Raw genomic sequence first — 19,702 nt, 5'->3', positions numbered from 1 at the left:
CGAGTCGCCGCCGCTTTCCTATAAAGACGGCGCAGTCTTTACGAGCATATGAGGTTTCATGCCCTGGATCAGCGACGGCGGCGGCGGCGGCTCCTGGAAACCGAGCGGCGGCGGCCCATGGGGGCAAAAGCCCAGCTCGCCGCAACCCGACCTTGAAGACTATCTGCGCCGCGCCCAGGACAGGCTGAGAAGCTGGCTGCCGGGCTCGGGCGGCGGCCTTGGCGGCGCGCGCGGGCTGCTCGCGCTGCTGCTCGTCGGCGTCAGCCTCTGGCTTTTGTCCGGCTTCTATACGGTCGGCCCGAGCGAAGTCGGCCTCAACAAGATCTTCGGGCGCTATACGGGCAAGACCGGTCCGGGCCTCAATTACAACCTCCCCTATCCGATCGGCGACGTGGACAAGCTCGCGGTCACCACGCGCAACACCATCAACGTCGGCTTCGCCTATCGCGCCGACGGGCGCAACGCCGTCGACCTGCCCGAGGAAAGCCTGATGCTCACCGGCGACGAGAACATCGCCGACGTGAAATTCGTGGTGATCTGGCAGATCGATCCCGTGCGGCCCGAGGATTACGCCTTCAACATCGCCAATCAGCGCGAGACGGTGAAGGCGGTCGCCGAAAGCGCCATGCGCGAGGTGATCGGCCGCAGCCAGATCCAGCGCATCCTGACCGCCGACCGTCGCGTGATCGAACCCGCCGTGCAGGAGCTGATGCAGCGCATCCTCAATGAATACAAGGCCGGCGTGCTGGTGCTGCAGGTGCAGCTGCAGTCGGTCGACCCGCCCGAGCAGGTCATCGCCGCCTTCCGCGACGTGACCGCGGCGCAGCAGGACCAGAACCGCATGCGCAACGAGGCCGAAGCCTACGCCAACCGCGTGGTGCCGGAAGCCCGAGGCAAGGCCGCGGCGATGATCCAGGAGGCCGAAGGCTACCGCGAGCAGACCGTCGCCGAGGCGACCGGCCAGGCGGCGCGCTTCCTCAAGATCTACGAGGAATACAAAAAGGCGCCCGACGTCACGCGCGAGCGCATGTACCTCGAAACCATGGAGCGCGTGTTCGGCGGCATGGACAAGGTGATTCTCGACCAGGGCTCCGACGGCCAGCCCGTCGTGCCCTTCCTGCCGCTCGGCTCCCTGCTCGACAAGCCGCACGAGGGCGCGCGCCGATGAAGCACGTCTCCACCATCGTCCTCTCCGTCGTCGGCCTCGCCGTCTTTCTCGTCCTCGCCGGCGCGGTCTTCACCGTGCAGCAGACGCAGCAGGCGCTCGTGCTGCGCTTTGGCGAACCCGTCGCCGGCCGCGGCCTCGTGACCAAGCCCGGCCTGCATTTCAAGATCCCGTTCATCGAGAACGTCATCTATCTCGACAACCGCATCCTCGACCTCGAGGCGCCGAAGCAGGAGGTGCTCGCCTCCGACAACACCCGCATCGAAGTCGATTCCTTCCTGCGCTACCGCATCGTCGACCCTTTGAAGTTCTATCAGACGGTCGGCAGCGTGGAGCGGGCCAACAGCCAGCTCGGCTTCGTGCTCAACTCGGCCGTGCGTCGCGTGCTCGGCGAGGCGAACCTCATCCAGATCGTGCGCGACGAGCGCTCGAACCTGATGCAGCGCATTCGCCAGCAGGTCGACGCCGAGGGCTCCCGCCTTGGCATCGTCGCCGTCGACGTGCGGCTGCGCCGCGCCGACCTGCCGCGCCAGATCTCCGAGCGCGTCTACAGCCGCATGCAGACCGAGCGCGCCAGAGAGGCGGCGGAGTTCCGCGCGCAGGGCTCCGAGCAGGCGCAGAAGATCGTCGCCGCCGCCGACCGCAATGTGGTGGTGCTGCGCGGCGACGCGCAGCGGCAGGCCGACGAGACCCGCGGCGAAGGCGACGCCGAACGCAACCGCATCTTCGCCGACGCCTTTGGCCGGGACCCGGACTTCTTCGCCTTCTTCCGCTCCATGCAGGCCTATGAGGCCGGGCTCAAGTCGAGCGACACGCGCATGGTCGTGAGCCCGAAGTCCGAGTTCTTCCGTTATTTCGGCTCGGCGCGCGGCGCCGGGCCGTCGTCGATGACAGGCGACGTCAGCGTGAAGCCGGCAGAGCTGGCGCCGGCCCCGGCCGAGCGCGCAGGCGAGTCCGGCGGCGCGGCGGCGGAGCCGTCAAAACCCTGACGCGGGCGGGCGCGGGCCCTTGCAACCGCGCCCGCCCTTCGCGGCGAAGCCGAAGGCGCGCGAATTCCTCCGGCGCTCCGATCCGTGAAGCGGTCGCAGCTTTTCGCGCCCGCCCGATTGCGCTACGCGATAGGGTCGCCGTTTTCGCCTGAGACTGGTCTGGAGGATCAACGCCCATGGGCGTCACCCGCTTTGCGCCGCGCCGCGCGCCCGCCGCGCTGATCGCCGGCGCGCTCGCGCTTCCGCTCGCCTGCGGCCTCGCGCCGCTCGCGCCCTTCGACATCCGCGCGGCCGCCGCCCGGGGCCCTGAGTCGCTCGCGGGGCTTGCCTCGGAGGTCAGCGACGCCGTCGTCAACATCTCGGCCACCCAGGCCATGGACGAAAAGCGCGGCGCGGGTCAGTCCCCGCCGGAGCCCGGAACGCCCTTCGACGATCTGTTCGACGAATTCTTCAAGCGGCGCAGCCAGGGCGAGCCCGGCGCGCAGGGGCCGCGCGCGCCGCGCGAGCGCCGCTCCAACTCGCTCGGGTCTGGCTTCGTCATCGACCCTTCGGGCCTCGTCGTCACCAACAACCACGTCATCGCCGACGCCAATGAGGTGACGGTGATCTTCACGGACGGCTCGAAGCTCAAGGCCGACGTCGTCGGCAAGGATCCCAAGATCGACGTCGCCGTGCTGCGCGTGAAGCCCGACAAGCCGCTCAAGGCCGTCAAATTCGGCGACAGCGACAGGATGCGCGTCGGCGACTGGGTGATCGCCGTCGGCAATCCCTTCGGCCTTGGCGGCTCGGTGTCGGCGGGCATCATCTCGGCCGTGAAGCGGAACATCGATTCAGGCCCCTACGACAATTATTTCCAGACCGACGCGGCGATCAACAAGGGCAATTCCGGCGGCCCGCTGTTCAACATGGACGGCGAGGTGATCGGCGTGAACACGGCCATTCTCTCGCCCTCGGGCGGCTCGATCGGCATCGGCTTCTCGACTCCCTCGTCGATGATCCAGCCGGTGGTCGAGCAGCTGCTGCAATATGGCGAAACGCGGCGCGGCTGGCTCGGCGTGCGCATCCAGAACGTCGACGACACCATCGCCGAATCGCTCAATCTCGGCGCGGCGCGCGGCGCGCTCGTCGCCGGCGCCGACGAAAAAGGCCCGGCGCGGGCGGCAGGGATCAGGACCGGCGACATCATCGTCAAGTTCGACGGCGTCGCCATCAACGAATCGCATGAGCTGCCGAAGATCGTCGCCTCGGCTCCCGTCGGCAAGGACGTCGAGGTGGTGATCCTGCGCGAAGGCAAGGAGATGACCAAGACGATCCGGCTTGGCCGTCTCGAGGAGAAAGACAGGAAGCTGACCGAGGCCGCGGCGCGGCGCGGCGAGGAGCAAAAGCCGCCGGCCGCGAGCGAAGCGGTCGAGCGCGCGCTCGGCATGACTTTTTCAAGCCTCAGCGACGACGCGCGGCGCCGATTCTCGATCCGGCCGGGCGTCGGCTCGGGCGTGGTCGTGACCGAGGTCGATCCGGGCTCGGGCGCGGCCGAGAAGCGGATCCTCGCCGGAGAGGTCGTGGTCGAGATCAACCAGGCCCCGGTCAAGGAGCCGACGGACGTCGCGCGGCGCCTCGACGATCTGAAACGAGAGGGCAAGAAATCGGCCCTGCTGCTCGTCGCCAACGGCCAGGGCGAGATGCGTTTCGTCGCCCTGCCCATGCCGTGACGCGCAGCTTGCGGCCTGGCGACGGAACGGCGAATTTCGCCGCGCAAAGCGCTTGAACCGGCCGACGCCGGCCGCTATAAGACCCCCGGCCTCAGGCGGCGGCCCCCTTCGGGCCGCATGCTTTCGGGCCACATGTCGGAGTGTAGCGCAGCCTGGTAGCGCACCTCGTTCGGGACGAGGGGGTCGGAGGTTCGAATCCTCTCACTCCGACCAAGTTTCCTTGCAATGTATTGAAATATAAACTGTTTTTAGGAGAGAGCTTCGTCCGCCTGCATAAAGACCTGCACAACCGGCATGCGTTGGATTGGTCTTGGATGCGCAGCGACGTATCCTGCCGGCGCGTCGGCTGAAAAGGGATAGCTGTTCTTGGCGCCTGCTGCTCTCAAGCTTGCGCGCGTGGAAGACGGGCTTCAATCACCTGACCTTTCTCGCCAGGGATTGGTCAGGTCCATCTTCAAAACGTCCGGGACGGTGACGCCGACCACTGGCCAGCTGAATTCTTTCGCCCGCCCGTCGACAGTCTCCCGAACCCTGTTCAGATAGGCGCCGAACGCCGCAAGCATTTGACCCTTGCCAAAGCTCAAGCTTACGGGAAGGGACGCCAGTCGCCATGCGCTCAGCGCGCCGACCGGGAAACCGTCAGCGCTCTGAGGCCGTCGAAATTGCCAATGAATGGCGTCGCCGTCATGCGTGACCGAAACTCCTTCGACGATTCTCGCGCAACCACTTTCTCCGCAGCTGCATGTAAAGATGTCGTAGACGCCCTCGACATGCAGGCTTTTAAGAAGCAGAGGCAGATCGATGGGGTGCGGTTCGTCGAGATGACGCCCATCCACCCAGATTTCGGTATTGAGGCAAAGCTTGCCGTTCGGAGACTTTTGCGCCTCTGGGTTGTCGACGACTGTCAGGCGCAGGTCGAAATGATTGGCGGCGACGAGGCGAAATTCTGAAGCGTCGACATCCTCTGCATCGCCACTGGCGTCACCTTCGATTTCGTTATCATCGTCGCCGGAATCAGGTTCATCCTCCCAAGGATCAAGATATTGCGTGACCCGTTCATTGTCCTCGTCGGCCGCTTCACGCAGGAGCGAGGGACGGATATGGTCCACGACCGCGTCGAGATCGACCGGAGTCTGTTCCAGAGCGTCTCCGTCCTCATGATGGTCAAAAAGCCAGTCAAATCCGGTCTCGGTCTGTAACCAGAGCGCCAGAACGGCGGCGCGCTCCAATTCGCCAAGCCTCGCCAACAGGACACGATCGATGAGGTCTTCATAAGCCCCCCAGAGGGTGGACTCTTCGCCCTGCGTTTGAGCGCATATCTCATCCCATACATTGCGTAATGGCGTATCGTCGCCCGAAAGCATGGAGGCGCGCCCCAATTGCCGGAGATGACGCTTGGTTTGGATCACAATGAGCCGCTCCACCCGGGACGCCCAGCGCCGAACGATGTATTCTTCGATCCGCATCCAGAGATTCTCGCCCTGTTGGCTGCTGTTCTGAGTCGTTTTCGTGGAGGCCCGCCAGGCTTATGCCGTTTCGATCCTGGCGTGGGCGGCTGCGGACAGCCGCTTCACGCCGAAATAACGCGCGACCTCGGCGGCGCCATTCCGAGCGCGCGCGACACCGAGTTCAGCGAGGGCGATGTCCGCGATCGGACGGACATCCTCCTCTCGGGCGGGACGGCGGGCCCGGCTCCACTCGGATCGAACGGCGGCCTCCTGCCACACGAAGCGGCCTCCTCCGGGCTCTTCCTCGACGAAATGGAGGCGTTCTGTGAACGACATCACCCGATCGCGGATGTTGGGTCCGGCCCGATTGAAGCCATGCGCCCGCGCAATCCGCTGCACCAGCAATGTTTCCGCGATGGGCGCTTCCGCGGCGAGCACATGCTTGATCAGGATGGCGAGCGTTGCGTCGTAACGAGGGTCATAAAAACCGTCGGGATCGATCATGGCGGCGAGCGACGCGAAATCCGTCAAGCGATAGAGATCCTCGTCTGGCGAGGTGACATAATCGGCAGCCGGCTCCGCAACCTGCAGATAATGCGTATTGAGCGCGTCGGCGGCTCTCAGCGCGGGAAACGCCGCTACAAGTCGCTCGGGCGGCGTCCTGACCTGGTCGTCCAAGGCCGACATTGCATTCGTCGCCGGCATGTCGGTGGGCGATGGCTGGACAAGCGCCGCTGCGGCTGCCCGCTTCGCCGTCGCCTTCCGGTCCGCGGTCAGCGCCGCCTCGATTTTGACGTGCAGCCGCTCCGCTTCCCTTTCTCTGTCGGTCCACCAGTCGGTCGACCAGACGCGCAGCAGCGACCAGCCGAGCCGCTCGAGGATCGCCGCCCGAACCTTGTCGCGGTCGCGCGCAGTGGCGGCGCTGTGATAGGCGGCGCCGTCGCATTCGACGCCCACGAGATAGTCGCCCGGCCGATCCGGATGGACAACGCCAAGATCGATGCGGAATTTCGACACGCCGACCTGCGGGACTATGGTCCAGCCGCGTCGGCGCAAAGCTGCGGTCACAGCTTCCTCGAATGGCGAATCGTCGCCGCCCATCGAGCCCTTCGTCGCCTCAGCCAGAGCGCGCGGACCGCGGTCCGCGAATTCGATAAACGCTTTAAGGTCGCGCACGCCGTCAGACGCCGTACGGGTCAAGTCGATCATGCCGGGATCGAAGGAAGTGAAGACCGTCATCTCGCGCCGCGCGCGCGTCGCCGCGACATTGAGGCGGCGGCTTCCGCCGGCGGGATTGAGCTTGCCGAAGGACATGGACATCGTCTTGCCTTCCGGTTCCGTCGGCCCGAAGTTGACCCCGAAGAGGATGACGTCGCGCTCGTCGCCCTGCACGGTTTCGAGATTGCGGACGCAGACCGGTTCGAGCCGTGTTTCGGCGTCGAAATGCGCTTCGATCGCGGGGTCGGCGCGCCGTACCCTGTCGAAAAGATCCTCGACGAGCTTCATTTGCTCGGCGTTCATCGTGATGACGCCGAGCGAGAGAGGCCGCCCCATTTCATCAACGAAGGCCGGATCGCGGAGGAGCCGCACGGCCTCGTCGACGATCGCCCGCGCTTCGATCGGATTGGTGCGCGCGCCCCTCGCATAGACGCCCGGGACGCGCCGCCAGCTGACGGCGCTCGGCCGCGTCTGCGGCGGCGGAAAGGTGACGAGCTTGCTCTCATAGTAGCGCGTGTTGGAGAAGCAGATCAGACTCTCGTGGCGACTGCGGTAATGCCAGTCGAGACTATGCTGCGGCACGCCGGCGGCGAGGCATTCGTCGAGGATGCTCGGCAGGTCCGCCTCGGCGTCGTCGTCGGCTGTGGCGACGCCGGAACCGCGCGCGAAATCATTGCTCGGCGGCATCTGGCGCGGGTCGCCGGCGATCACGACCTGCCTGCCGCGCGCCATCGCGCCGATCGCGTCCCATGGGGTAATCTGCGAGGCTTCGTCGAAGATGACGAGATCGAACAGCTCCTGTTCGGCAGGCAGATATTGCGCGATCGAGAGCGGACTCATCAGCATGCATGGCGCAAGCCGAGTGAACGCGTCTCCCATTTCGGCGGCGAGCCGCCGGATGGACTTGCTTGGCCGCTGCAGCTGCAACTGATGCTTGAGAACGCTGTAGCCGTCCCTTTTGCCAGTCTCGTTCTTGTCCGGGATCAGGCCGCAGAGCCTGGCGCGGATATAGCGCGAGGAGAGTTCGCCCATTCGATCGTCGACCGCGCGAAAGCGGGCGATCCTGTCCTCATGCTCGGCGGCCATGAAGCGCATGAGCAGCGGCTCCCGGTCGATCCGGCTGAAGGCGAACCAGCGCGCATAGGCGGTGTCGAAGACCTCCACCGTGGCCTCAGGCGGAACGCTCTCTCGTTCCAGCGCGTCGACGAGGGGAGCGAGGCCCACCTGTATCGCCTCATCGCGGACGCGTCTCCACGCCGTCCACTCGCGCAGCCGGCGGGCGTGAACGACGACGGCCTGAGCCCGCGCGCGTAAGGCCGCGAAATCGGCGCCCGCCGCCGCCTGCGTCAGTTCATCGAAGCGACTGGTCGCCCGGTCAAGCGCCTCCAGCGCCTGACGCAGACGAAGAGCCGCGCCTGCTACGGGCCCGTCGCCCGCCAGCATCTCGTTGGCGTCGACCACGAGCGCGGCCGTCGCGCCGCGCAGCGTGATCAGCGTCTCGGCGCTATCGGCCCCGGCGGCGATCGTCACGCGCAATCGCTCTGCGTCCTCTATGGCTCGCTCCACCTTGTCGCCCTCAGTTGCGAGGCCTACGAAACCGGGCAGGACGGATGCTTTCGGGGCAAGCGCGTCGATCCGCGCAAGCAGATCCCGCAGAGCGGCGAGGCGCGGCAGATCGCCGTCCGGCGCAACGGCGCCCGACGCTCCGCCGGCCTGCGCCAGCGCCCGAGCCACCTTGCGCTTCGCGAAGGATCCAAGGAGCCAGAATTTGCCGCCCGCTGCCGTCCACGCTGCGCCAAACTCGTCAATCGCGATCCTGCGGGCGGCCTCGGGCGCATAGCGGGCGCTGAGCGCCGTCTCCTCGTTGCGATATTGCGCGATCAGCGACAGGGCTTCGCGCGCGGCGGCGACGCGGTCGGCCACGTCCGGCGCGAAGGCGAAGCGCAGATCATGGCCGTGCGTCGACAGGCACAGATCCGTAAAGGCGAGCAGCGCGCCGAGGCCGTCCCGCCCCTCCCCGCGCAGCGGGAGCCCCGTCACCGCGGCCAGCCGCGCCCCAGCTTCCACGGCCGCATCGACGGCGCCTGGAATCTCGCTGGCGCTCGCGACCATCTCCTCCTGCCATCCGTTCGACCAGTCGACATGGGTGACCCCGGTCAACTCGGCGGGCAAGTCGGCGACAGCCTTCCGCGCAATTCCGAGCGCCCGCGCGATCTCGCGGAACCGATCAGTTTCCTGGGCCGAATGACACGTCGATGGCGGGAATGCGAGCTTTGGCGTCGCGGCGTTGAGATCGCGCACGGCGCGCCCTATCGCGCGGTGAATGGTCCAGCCGTTCGGCTCCGGCCGGTGAAGCAGAGCCGCCACCGCGTTGAGTTCGTCGCGCAGCCGCCGCGTCTCTGCCGCCTCGCGCGCCCATTCTTCCGCGGTCAGCGCGTCGCGTGTCGTCCAGGCGCTGTCGAGCTGCTTCAGCACCGTCGATTTTGTCGCCTTCGAGGAATGCAGCTCCAGGCAGAACGGAGCGAGCCCCTTTTCAGCGAGGCGCCGCTGCACCACTTCGAGCGCCGCGCGCTTCTCCGCGACGAACAGCACGCGCCGGCCAAGCGCCAGATTATGCGCGATCATATTCGCGATGGTCTGTGACTTGCCGGTGCCCGGCGGCCCGTCGAGCACGAAGGCGCGCCCTTGCGCTGACGCCACCACCGCAACCAGTTGCGAGCTGTCCGCCGGCAGCGGAGTGAATACGGCGCCCGGGTCGATTTTTGCGTCGAGATCCTGCGCGCGTGGAAAACCTCCCCTGTCAACCTCAACCGATCCGTCACGATCGATCAGATGACGGACCAGCGGGCTCTCCTTTAAGAGATCGGCGCGCTCGACGAGGTCTTTCCACATCAGATATTTTGCGAAGGAGAAGACGCCGAGCGCGACGTCTCCGGTCACCTCGAAGCCGGCGAGGTCGCGCACCGCGGCGCGGACGGTTCGCCAGACGCCTTCGACGTCTACGCCGCTCTGATCTTGAGGAAGATCTCCATCGAGACCCGCGATGGCGAGCTGAAAATCCTGGCGCAGCAGCTCGAGCAATGTCAGATTGAAGCGCGGTTCGTCCTCGTGCATGATCATCGTCATGCCTGACACCGCGCTCTTGCGCTCGAGCCGGACCGGCAGCAAGATCAGCGGCGCGCGATAGGTCTTTTCCTCCTTCGGCGATTTTTTCCACTTGAGAAAGCCGAGCGCGAGGAAGAGCGTATTCGCTCCGCCTTCCTCGAGGTCGGTTTTGGCCTTGCGGTAGAGTTCCGTCAGGGAGGCGTCGAGCTTGTCCTTTGGCAGCAGCGACAGCGCTTCGCCGCGCGCCAGGGCGCTGGCGGCGATCTCGTCGCGCAGCCGTGAATGTGTCTGATCCTCGTAAATAGTCTCGTCACGTCCACCGATATCGATTTCGGGCATCGGCTGGATGCGAATCTTCTTCCCGTTCGCAAGCTGGTCCTCCAACGTCGCGGGGTTCGGACAATGCAGCCGCACCACCCTCCCGCTATCACGCAAATGCAGCAGGTTATTGCTGGTGGTCAGGTTGAGCAGCTTGCGCCGCCACTGATCAACGCGCCCGGCGGGAGTCTGAGCCGCCTCTTGCGTCTCGACGTCGAAGGGCGGCAGAGCGGGCGCCTCGTCTAGGCCCTCGGCGATGGAGGGCGGATTAGCATCAGTCTCGCCATGGCGTGGCGCGGCGACGCCAAGCGGGCGGATCTTCTGCATGCGCGCGCGGCGCACGTCGATCGCCATCTCAAAGCGCGCCGGCGCATCTTCGGCCATCTGCCGCCTCGCCTGCGTCACGGCCTGACTGAAACTGGCCGGCGCGGCGCCTGTCGCCAGAGTGGTCTCAAACACAAGCAGGTCATCGAGATCGAGCCGGCGCCGAAGCGCGGCCGCCTCCTCGGTGATCAAGGCCGCGAACTCGACCGGCTGTAGCCAGACGCCCGCGAAGGCGTGGCCTTCGGTCATCACCAGCAGAGGGTTCAGGCCCGCCTGCTCGAGCGCCGCGGCGAAAAGCAATGTCGTGTCTAGGCAGGTCGCGAGCTGTCCCTCGAGAATTTGCGACGGCGTGCGCACCTTCTGCCCGGTCTGTTCAAAGCTGGCGGGCGGAATGGCGTAGGACAGGCGCAGACCCGCCACCGCCGACCAGATCGCCGAAGCCAGCTCCCAAACGCGGCGGCGCTCTTTGGACCTGTAGCCGTCAATCGCGTCCTGCTTGCCGGCGCGCCTCAGCGCGTCCGAGGCTGCCCTGAGCACGCGATCGACGGCGGGGTCATTCGGCATCACAAAGGCGGGAAGCAACTCCGCCATCACGCCGATTCCGCCCCATTGATTATGGGCGAGAAGCTCGATCGGCTGCGTGGCCTCGGCCAACAAGGCGTTCGCCGCATCCGTCAATCTCAGGGTCAGCGTGCCAACCAGACTTTCGGTCAGATCATGTAACAGCGTCGCGTTCAGCGCGACGTCGCGGTCATGAATCGAAAGCGTCTCCGACGCCCCGATCGCGTCGATGCTCCAGACTTTCGTTTGCACAAACGGCGGATCCGACGACAGCGACAAGGTGAGAGTGTGCGCCGGCGTATCCGGCGGCGCGGTCACCTTCACGTCTCGAATGAGAGGCACGGCGTTTTGATGAGTCGCGAAATTAATCTTCGGCGCGATCACGCCCTTAATTTCCCACGTCACAATATGCCTCGTTTTATGCCTTGGAATGTCGACCGCAAAGCCTCCGCTTATAGCGGACTAAATCGGCTCGCGCTATCGATGCAGTGCGCAGCGCACGCCTCGGGTCCTTGACGTGCGTGCGCCAGACCTCGCCTTTCCAGAGTTGCGCGCCGGCGCATTTCTCGAGCGAACCGTCCGGGCGCAAGGTGAAGGCCTTCGAGAGTATGGTTCCCTGCGGCGACGCAAAGACGCTGAGGGTGATCGGCTGCGACGCCGGAGCGTCGACTCGCGCGACGGATTGCTCCAGCGCGTCTGCGGAAGTATACATGTCGACAGTCATCCATTTTGTGTGAATTTGGCCAATGGCGGTCGGTTGGTCCTGCGTCCCGGCCGACCATTCATTGCCGACGAGGTTTCGATCTGATCGACTCGCGCGACCTGCACGATCGCCAGAGGTTGAGCGCCGTGGCGAATGCCGCCTCGAGCGGCCCAGGCAGCACAACGGCCGCCTGCGCGGCAAACCAGTGGTCGTCGACCACATTCTCGGAAAGCGCCGGGTCGAACGTCAGGAAAACTGGCTTGCCGAGCGCGTGGGCGTGGCCGATTTCGACCTGCGTTCCATGGGCGTCGCTTGCGTCGATATATCCGAACACAAAATCGGATCGTCCGATCCGCGCCATATCCGCGTCAAAGATGCGGCGGCGCTCCGTCGAACGCCCTCCACCGTCTGCGACGCCGTGCGTCGCCGGGTCGTGCTCCTCGAGCCAGGACGATACGAACGGTCCCGTCATCGTGAAGTTTTCGAGCGGCACGACCTCATGTGGATCGAATTCGTCGCGGACTGACACGCACCCACCTGTCAGTCGATTGCGCCAGTCGTTCCTGTGTCTGACCTTGCCGGCCAGATAGATTCTGGGACGTTCCGACGCGAAGCGGGTGAGGATGCGGGCAGCGATTTCCTTCGCGGACGCCAGCGGGATCGACCTCATCGGCCCGCCTCCCCCGCGCCAGGAGCCGCGATGCGACGGATTTCGGAAATCGGAACTAGCGTGCGTCCTCCGATCCGAACCAGACGAATGTAGCCAGCGCGGTCCCAGCGGAAGAGGGTCGCGCGGGAAATGCCGCCGAGTAGCCTGCTCGCTTCAGCCGTCCCGACCATGATCGGCTCGTCGAGCGCGGCCTCGTGATGTCGTTCCATTATAACCTCCATCAGGCGCAACGAGCGCGCCGTTGCAATGGAGGTGATTTGATCGCGACCCGGAGCAGGAAACACGCGACACCATAAAGCCTCGCCCGAGCGCTATGGTGTCGCTGGACAAGGTCATTCTCCCAAGACGCCTTGCTCCTTTGCGGCCTTCAGCGCGCGCTCGACGCTTCTCGCCAACGCCCGGGGGTTGGTCGAGATTTCACGCAGATCAGCGGGCATATGGCGTTCGAGCTCCGCCAGGAAGGCGACGAATGGCGTGGCGACGTCGTCGCTGCGCGTGGCTACGGGCAAACTTTCCTCCGTGCAGAATGCATGTAAGGCGACGAACCACCTGTCGCGCGGCAAGTTGCCACCGGGCACATCCTGTTCGGCCTCGAGCCCTGACGCCTCGACGTGCACTTTTTCGGTGTGCGAAAACTCGATCCCATTGAAGATGTGCTTCATGCGGTGATGCGCCGGCTGGCCTCTGGCGGTCCGCGCCGCCTCGGCATAAGCGCGCAGGATCGGAAGAAGCTTCCTGGTCTTGGGCGCTGACGGAGCGATGATGCCGAGCGCTCGGTCGATGTCCGACCGGCCGAGACTGCCTCCAGCACCGCCCTGCTGTTTGATGACCTCCGCGAGATTGTCGGCCGCACGCGCGACAACGGCGAGCCATTTCATGACCTGCGCCGTCTCCGGGGCCGTCGCCTCTGCTTTCTCGTCCTCAATGCGGCGGCGGGTGATGGCCGTCACGGCCTCCCGCCATCGCCGGCCGTCCGCCGCCTCTGCCGTTGCGAGGCCAACATATGGCGCAAGATCGGCCGCAATGGCTTCGGCGAAGCGCGGGAAATAGGCAGCGCCAATTTGTCTCCATTCATCCGTCTGGAACGTCCAGTATGAACGTTTGAATGTCGTCGAGACGAGACGCTTCGCGCGCTTCCCCCCGCCCTGCTTCCGGTTCATGCGCATCGCTCTGCGAGCTTCACGATCTGTCAGCCTGCCGACCGTCGCAATAAAGCGCCCATGCCTCCATCATGGCTCTTCTCTTCTCAAGGAAATCGCCGCGCTTGTAGGCGAGCTCGGCGGCGTCGCCCAAGCGGTGCGCCAGCGCCTGTTCGGCGAGCTCGCGCGGAAAATTCGTTTCGCCGCCGCACCAGTCGCGAAAGCTGCTTCGAAAACCATGCACCGTCGCACCCTCCCCGCCGAGCCGGGCGAGGACCTTCGCCATGGCAACATGCGAAAGACCGCCGCCGCGCGGGCTCTCGAAGACATGATCGCCGATCCGGGGCAGAGCAGCGAGAATTTCTAGCGCTCGTCCGCACAATGGGACACGATGCGCCCTTCCGCCTTTCATGCGGCTCGCCGGGACATGCCAGATGGCGGCCTCAACGTCGATTTCCGGCCACTGCGCGCCATAGACTTCGCCCGAGCGGGCCGCCGTCAGGATCAGAAACTCAAGCGCCATGGCTGCGACCGAGCTGGCCTGATGCGAGCGCAGACGGCCGATGAACGCCGGCACATCTCCGTAGGGCAGCGCAGCGTGATGGCTCCGCTCGACCTTCGCGGGTCTCGGCAGGATCTGGTCAAGATGCCCCCGCCATTCGGCCGGATTGTCGCCTGCGCGATGGCCGTGCGCTTTAGCGGCGTCGAGGACGTTCCTGACGCGCTCCTGCACGCGCCGCGCCGTCGTCGGTTTGGTGGCCCAGATCGGGCGCAGGACGCCAAGCACCGCCTCTGTGTCGATCGCGTCGACAGGCTTTAGCCAGAGTGCCGCCGCGTCCTTTTCGAGCCCGCGCCATTGCGCGGCGTGCTTGACGTTGCGGCTCTGGGCGGCCTTCGCCTCGATCACGTCGATCGCGATCTGTCCGAACGTCGGCGTCGCCCGCGCCGCCTGCCGGGCAGTCGCGCGTTCGACGATCGGATCGACGCCCTGCCGAACGAGCTTTTCGGCGGCGTCGCGGGCGGCGCGCGCTTCGTCGAGCGAGACCGCTCCCCTGTCGCTGGCGCCGGAGGGAGCCCGCCCGAGCCCCATCACCTTCCGCTTGCCGCCCCACTGATAGAAGTAGAGCCAGCCGCGCCGCGCGCCGTCGCCGATCTCCAGATAGAGGTTGCCGCCGTCCGCATGCCGCCCCGGTTTTCTGAGGGTCGCCGCCTGGCGCGCCGAAAGCCTGTTCCGCGCCCTCACCATGATCGCTCCGCCTGCACTTTGAACTGCATAATGAGAATGCGATCAATTGACGGCGATTGCAACGTCAAGCTTGCTTGCGCGTCAGCAACTCACTGTCCATCAACGGATTTATGAATCCAAATGACCCAAGGCGCGATCACATAAAACCCCAGTATGGCGGACTCTCACTCCGACCAAAATTTATGCATAACTTATCGAAATATCGATAATTTCCAAAAGCCGCGCCGGCCTGCGGGACAATGATCCGCACGCACGGCTTGCTTCTGACGGCGCCGCGACCTGTCGGGCTGTTCAAGACGCGGAACGCGTTCTTTATTGATCCTGGAAATTGACGGCGCGATCTTTTCCTCCAAACGAAACGACGCGCGACGCCGACGCCGCGCTTCCGGATCAGGCGCACCGCCTCACCTTCAACGCCCGGAAAACCGCGCGCCGTCTCATGACACGCCCCCGGCTTCGTGAAACACCTTTCCCCGGCGTCCATGAAACCGGCGGCGGGGCCTTTGCACGCGTCCGGCGTTCGATCATCGGAGGGCATATTTGCGGGTTCTCGTTTGTGGCGGCCGCACCTTCAAGGACGCCGAACGCTTGAGACGCGAACTCGATTCGCTTCACGCGGCGCTGGGATTCGCGACGTTGATCGAAGGCGGCGCAGACGGCGCGGACAGGCTTTCGAGGGAATGGGCCGCAGGGGCTGGCGTGCGAGTCGAGGAATACGCGCCCGACTGGTTCGCCCATGGTCGAGCCGCGGGGCCTGTCCGCAACAGACAGATGCTCGATGAAGGCCGGCCCGATCTCGTCGTCGCCTTCCCGGGCGGGCGCGGGACGGCGAACATGACCCTGCAGGCGAGGCAGGCCGGCGTGCGCGTGATCGAAATCCCCGCCTGACGCGCGCCGCGCCGACGCCGTCCTGCGCCGGCGTCGGCCCGGCGCAAGAGCGGATCCCGGTTCCGCTCAGGCGCGGATGGTCGTCCCGATCGTGAGCGCCGAGGCCGGAACAGGGCTCATCTCCCTTCGCCCACACGAACTGGCGCCGCCGATCCATGGACGCAGGACCGGCGGTCCCGGCCGCCACACCCCGAAGACGCGCCGAAAGCGCGCCGCGCGCCGCTCAATCCCCACGGCGGCGCCGGGCGGGCTACGATTCGCGCCCGCCCGGCGTCGTCCTTCCGCGCAAGGCGCCGCAGGGCCGGTCCGCCGGTCTTTTTGGGAGACCCCGCGCGCCTATTCCGGCTCAGGCTCGGGGACGGGCGCGGCGTCGGTCTGCGCGTCGTGCCGGCGCGCGTCGTGATAATCGAAGCTGATCTCCGCCGCGAAGTCGCGTTGCGCGCCGGGCGGCGGCTTTGGAAAGGGCGAGGCGCGCGCGGCGAGCCCCAGCGCCTCCACGTCGAGATCCGAATCGCCGGTCGAGCGCAGCAGCGAGACGTTGACAAGCTCGCCCTTCTCGTTGAGCGAAAAGGCGATCACCGCCCGGCCCCGCGCGCCGCGCTCGCGCGCGCCTTCAGGATACTGCTTGGCGCGCTCCAGCATGCCGAACACGACGACCTTGTAGTTCAGCAGCTCCTCGCCGCCGTCGGTCGGGACCGGCACGGCGACGGCCTTGAACAGCGGCGGGCCGTTGTCGAACGGCAGCTTCAGCCCGTTCGACAGCCCCGCGGTCTGCATTCGCCCCGTGCTTTGGCCCGTCTGCGCGCGCTGCGCCTCCGCCCTGCGCTCCTCCGCCCTCGCCTGCTGGGCGGCCTTGCGTTCCTCGCGCTCGGCCTGGCGACGCTCCTCGGCGGCTTTCTTCTCGGCGACCTTCGCCTCCTGCGCCGCCCGGGCGCGCGCGGCTTTCTCGTCCGCCGCCGCCTGGCGCGCCGCCCTGGCTTCGGCGGCCTTCTGGGCGGCCTGCTCCCGCGCCGCCTGCTCCTGCGCGGCTTTCGCTTCCTGGGCGGCTTTTTCCTGCGCGGCTTTAGCCTCCTGCGCCGCCTGTTCTTGCGCGGCTTTTTCCTGCGCGGCTCTGGCGTCCTGAGCCGCCTTCTGCCGCTCCGCCGTTTTCTGGGCGGCCTTGTCCTGCTCCGCCTTGTCCTGCTCCGCCTTGGCTTCGGCCGTCTTGCGCTGGCGTTCCGCCTCCTCGCGCGCCGCCTCGTCCTGCGCGGCCTTCGCCTCCTGCGCCGCCCTGGCCTCTTGTGCGGCCTTGTCCTGCGCGGTCTTGTCCTGCGCGGCCTTCTGTTCGGCCGCCTTTCGCCGTTCGGCGGCGGCGGCTTCGCTTTCGGAGGGCTTCTTTTCCTCCATCACGACTTCGATCGGGATTTCCTGCTCGACCTGCGGCGTCTCGCGCCGCAGCGACGACCAGACGACTGCGGCGAGCGTCGCATGGAGGGCGAAGGCGGCGAACAGGGCGAGCGAAACCCCGTTCCGGAGCCCGAGACGCGCCTCGTCGGGAAGCAGATGATCCGTGGCGCCGGCGCACAGGTCGACGGCCCCGGGGCCGGCGTCGGCCGCTTCGTGACGGCGCGCGGAAAGCTCTAAAGCCGAGCTTCGAGCCTCGTCCTCAGACGTCGCCGGCGTCATCTCTGGCATGGTCCTCGTCGAAGCCTTCGCCGGGAGATGCGGCGGCCGGAAAGGGAAAGCTCGTCGCGCCGCCAAGCCCGGCGCGCCGCAAAATCTTAACGCAGACGCCGCAGCGCCGAAACGGCGCCGCGAACACAGTCCCTTGAAATTTCGTGAAGCCTTGCGCGCGCAGGGCGGCGGATTTGAGGCGCCGGCCGCCGCGACCCGTCGCGCCGAAAACTCGGGCCGCGACGAAGGGCGTCAGCCCGCGGCCGAGCGAAACGACGGCGCGGCGGCCTCGACGATGGCGAGCGCGGCCCTGAAGGCGGCTTCGACGTCGAGCTTGGTCGTGTCGAGCACTACGGCGTCGGCGGCGGGCCGCAGCGGCGCGGCGGCCCGCGTCGAATCGCGCGCGTCGCGCCGGCGGATGTCTTCGAGCACGGCGGCGTAGTCGACCTTTTCGCCGCGCGCGCGCAATTCGAGCGCGCGGCGCGTCGCCCGCGCGTCCTCGCTCGCGGTGACGAAGATCTTGCAGGCGGCGTCGGGGCAGATCGTCGTGCCGATGTCGCGCCCGTCGAGCAGGGCGCCGCCCGGACGATGCGCGAAGCGGCGCTGCGTCTCGACAAGGGCCGCGCGCACTTCAGGAATGGCCGCGACGACCGAGGCGGCCTCCGACATGTCGCGGCTGCGCAGCGCCTGCTCGTCGAAATCGGTGAGGGCGAGGCCTCGCGCCGCCCAGATCGCCGCCTCGCGGTCGGCGAGATCGCGTCCCTGGTCGATCAGGGCGCGCGCCGTAGCGCGATAGAGCAGCCCCGTGTCGAGATGCGGCAGGCCGAAATGGGCGGCGAGACGGCGCGCCAGCGTGCCCTTGCCGGACGCCGCCGGACCGTCGATGGCGATGATCATGAAAAGCGCGCTCCAAGCCGCTCCATCTCGGCGCGAAAGCCCGGGAAGCTCGTCGCGATCATGGAGGCGTCGTCGATCGCGACCGGCGCCCCTGCGGCGAGGCCGGCCACGAGAAAGCTCATGGCGATGCGATGGTCGAGATGCGTCGCGACAAGGCCGCCGCCGGGGATCGCCCCGCCCCGCCCCTCGACGATCAGGTCGTCGCCCTCGATCTGCGGGTCGATCCCGCAGGCGCGCAGGCCAGCCGCCACCGCCTCAAGCCGGTCCGATTCCTTGACCCGCAATTCGCCGAGCCCGCGCATGCGCGTCGTCCCTTCGGCGCAGCAGGCGGCCACGGCGAGGATCGGATATTCGTCGATCATGCTCGGCGCGCGCGAGGCCGGAACGTCGACGCCCCGAAGCGCCGAGGCGCGCACGCGCAGGTCGGCGACCTCCTCGCCGCCCTCCTCGCGCCGGTCGAGAATCTCGATGTCGGCGCCCATTTCGAGAAGCGTCGTCAAAAGCCCGACGCGCAGCGGATTGGTCATCATCGCGTCGACGACGATGTCCGAGCCGGGAACGAGCAGCGCGGCGACGAGCGGAAAGGCCGCCGACGACGGATCGCCCGGCACGGACAGCGGCGCGGGGACGAGTTCGGGCCGCCCTTCGAGCGTGATCCTGCGCCCCTGCGCCCCGAACGGCTCGACGGCGACCGTCGCGCCAAAATAGCGCAGCATTTTCTCGGTGTGGTCGCGGCTCGCCTCGGGCTCGATCACCGTGGTGCGGCCCGGCGAATTGAGCCCGGCGAGGAGAATCGCCGATTTGACCTGCGCCGAGGCCACCGGCGAGCGATATTCGATCGGGATCGGCTCGGCCGTGCCCCTGACGACGAGCGGGCAGCGTCCGCCCGCCTCCTGCGACACCGTCTCGACCCCCATCAGCGCCAGCGGATCGAGAATCCGGCGCATCGGCCGCTTGCGCAGCGAGGCGTCGCCGTCGAAGCGCGCGGTCAGCGGATGGCCGCCGACGACGCCCATCATGAGCCGCATGCCCGTGCCGGAATTGCCGAAATAGAGGTCGCCCTTGGGCTGCAGCAGCGAGCCGACGCCGCAGCCCTCGACGCGCCAGCGCCCTTCGCCGAGCCGTTCGACGCGCGCCCCGAGCGCGCGGCAGACGTCGGCCGTGTGCAGCACGTCCTCGCCTTCGAGCAGGCCCTCGATTTGCGTCTCGCCGACGCTGAGCAGGCCGAAGATGAGCGCGCGATGCGAAATCGACTTGTCGCCGGGCGGCTTGATCCGTCCGGAGAGAGGCGCGCTCTTTTGCGCGCTGAGCCGCCCCGTCGCCGCCATCACGTCCCGCTCCCAGAAATCCCTCGCCCGCCCGCGAGCCCGCCGGCTCGTTAGCACGCCGTCCGCGCCCTTGTCATCAAAACGCGCGCGACGGCCCGCAAGCGCGTGTTGACAGGCGCTTGCGCGGTCACTAACCGGACCGCAACATCGCTGAAGGGACCGCAAGGTCCAGCTCCACTGAGGTTCATGTCTGTGGCCAAACCCGAACTCGGCGCCAAGCATCAGTGCCAGGCCTGCGGCACCCGTTTCTTCGATCTTAACAGGAACCCGATCACCTGCCCGAAATGCGGGACGATCTTCCAGGGCGCGCCGGTCTCGCGGGCCGCGCAACGCGCCGCCGC

At 66.9% G+C, this 19,702-nt stretch carries 14 protein-coding genes and 1 tRNA gene; 6 read left to right on the top strand and 9 right to left on the bottom strand.

The genetic code is table 11. From position 1 onward, the window contains the following. Positions 1-58 precede the first annotated feature (58 nt). The 4 genes from hflK (at position 59) to ACILRB_RS11200 (ending at position 4,076) form a co-directional block, all read left to right on the top strand. Positions 59-1,168, top strand: a complete 1,110-nt coding sequence (gene hflK, locus ACILRB_RS11215; protein ID WP_395666379.1) for an FtsH protease activity modulator HflK — start codon at positions 59-61, stop codon at positions 1,166-1,168. Beyond that, on the top strand, positions 1,165-2,154 hold the full coding sequence (hflC, locus tag ACILRB_RS11210; RefSeq protein WP_395666378.1) for a protease modulator HflC: 990 nt from the start codon (positions 1,165-1,167) through the stop codon (positions 2,152-2,154). Before hflK ends, hflC begins: the two co-directional genes overlap by 4 nt. A 176-nt stretch (positions 2,155-2,330) precedes the next feature. Continuing rightward, the gene (locus ACILRB_RS11205) at positions 2,331-3,863 is read left to right on the top strand and encodes a Do family serine endopeptidase (protein ID WP_395666377.1); all 1,533 of its coding nucleotides are present in this window, start codon (positions 2,331-2,333) and stop codon (positions 3,861-3,863) included. A 136-nt stretch (positions 3,864-3,999) separates the two neighbouring features. Continuing rightward, positions 4,000-4,076: transfer RNA gene (locus ACILRB_RS11200), tRNA-Pro, on the top strand. Positions 4,077-4,273: 197 nt separating this feature from the next. Here the strand turns inward: ACILRB_RS11200 and ACILRB_RS11195 are convergent. The 6 genes from ACILRB_RS11195 to ACILRB_RS11170 all read right to left on the bottom strand — a co-directional run bounded on the left by ACILRB_RS11195 (position 4,274) and on the right by ACILRB_RS11170 (position 14,595). Continuing rightward, on the bottom strand, positions 4,274-5,329 hold the full coding sequence (locus tag ACILRB_RS11195; protein ID WP_395666376.1) for a hypothetical protein: 1,056 nt from the start codon (positions 5,327-5,329) through the stop codon (positions 4,274-4,276). Positions 5,330-5,389: 60 nt separating this feature from the next. Beyond that, positions 5,390-11,242 carry a DUF3320 domain-containing protein gene (locus ACILRB_RS11190; RefSeq protein ID WP_395666375.1) on the bottom strand — a complete coding sequence of 1,951 codons (5,853 nt, stop codon included), beginning with the start codon at positions 11,240-11,242 and terminating at the stop codon, positions 5,390-5,392. 377 nt (positions 11,243-11,619) lie between these two features. Beyond that, positions 11,620-12,210: a nucleoside 2-deoxyribosyltransferase gene (locus ACILRB_RS11185; RefSeq protein ID WP_395666374.1), complete on the bottom strand. Its 591-nt coding sequence runs from the start codon at positions 12,208-12,210 to the stop codon at positions 11,620-11,622. Then, positions 12,207-12,419, bottom strand: coding sequence for a hypothetical protein (locus tag ACILRB_RS11180; protein WP_395666373.1), 213 nt, complete (start codon positions 12,417-12,419; stop codon positions 12,207-12,209). The genes ACILRB_RS11185 and ACILRB_RS11180 overlap by 4 nt, the downstream gene beginning before the upstream one ends. 123 nt (positions 12,420-12,542) lie before the next feature. Next, a complete protein-coding gene (locus ACILRB_RS11175) occupies positions 12,543-13,370 on the bottom strand; it encodes a hypothetical protein (RefSeq protein WP_395666372.1) in 828 nt (275 codons plus the stop codon). A gap of 19 nt (positions 13,371-13,389) precedes the next feature. Continuing rightward, positions 13,390-14,595 (bottom strand): tyrosine-type recombinase/integrase, encoded by a 1,206-nt coding sequence (locus ACILRB_RS11170; RefSeq protein ID WP_395666371.1) that lies wholly within the window; start codon positions 14,593-14,595, stop codon positions 13,390-13,392. A 540-nt stretch (positions 14,596-15,135) separates the two neighbouring features. Between ACILRB_RS11170 and ACILRB_RS11165 the strand changes: the two genes are divergently transcribed. Continuing rightward, positions 15,136-15,483, top strand: coding sequence for a DUF2493 domain-containing protein (locus tag ACILRB_RS11165; protein WP_395666370.1), 348 nt, complete (start codon positions 15,136-15,138; stop codon positions 15,481-15,483). A gap of 336 nt (positions 15,484-15,819) precedes the next feature. Here ACILRB_RS11165 and ACILRB_RS11160 read toward each other — a convergent pair whose 3' ends face one another. From ACILRB_RS11160 to aroA, 3 genes are all read right to left on the bottom strand, one after another. After that, positions 15,820-17,157 (bottom strand): energy transducer TonB, encoded by a 1,338-nt coding sequence (locus ACILRB_RS11160; protein ID WP_395666369.1) that lies wholly within the window; start codon positions 17,155-17,157, stop codon positions 15,820-15,822. Positions 17,158-17,388: 231 nt separating this feature from the next. Further along, the gene (gene cmk, locus ACILRB_RS11155; protein ID WP_395666368.1) at positions 17,389-18,033 is read right to left on the bottom strand and encodes a (d)CMP kinase; all 645 of its coding nucleotides are present in this window, start codon (positions 18,031-18,033) and stop codon (positions 17,389-17,391) included. Continuing rightward, a complete protein-coding gene (aroA, locus tag ACILRB_RS11150) occupies positions 18,030-19,361 on the bottom strand; it encodes a 3-phosphoshikimate 1-carboxyvinyltransferase (protein WP_395666403.1) in 1,332 nt (443 codons plus the stop codon). The genes cmk and aroA overlap by 4 nt, the downstream gene beginning before the upstream one ends. Before the next feature lie 192 nt (positions 19,362-19,553). Between aroA and ACILRB_RS11145 the strand changes: the two genes are divergently transcribed. Next, the coding region (locus ACILRB_RS11145; RefSeq protein ID WP_395666402.1) for a TIGR02300 family protein at positions 19,554-19,702 on the top strand (149 nt) is incomplete at its 3' end.

It is taken from the genome of Methylocella sp. (genome assembly GCF_044226135.1).
GTDB lineage: Bacteria > Pseudomonadota > Alphaproteobacteria > Rhizobiales > Beijerinckiaceae > Methylocapsa.
This window is presented reverse-complemented; position numbering and strand designations above follow the sequence as displayed.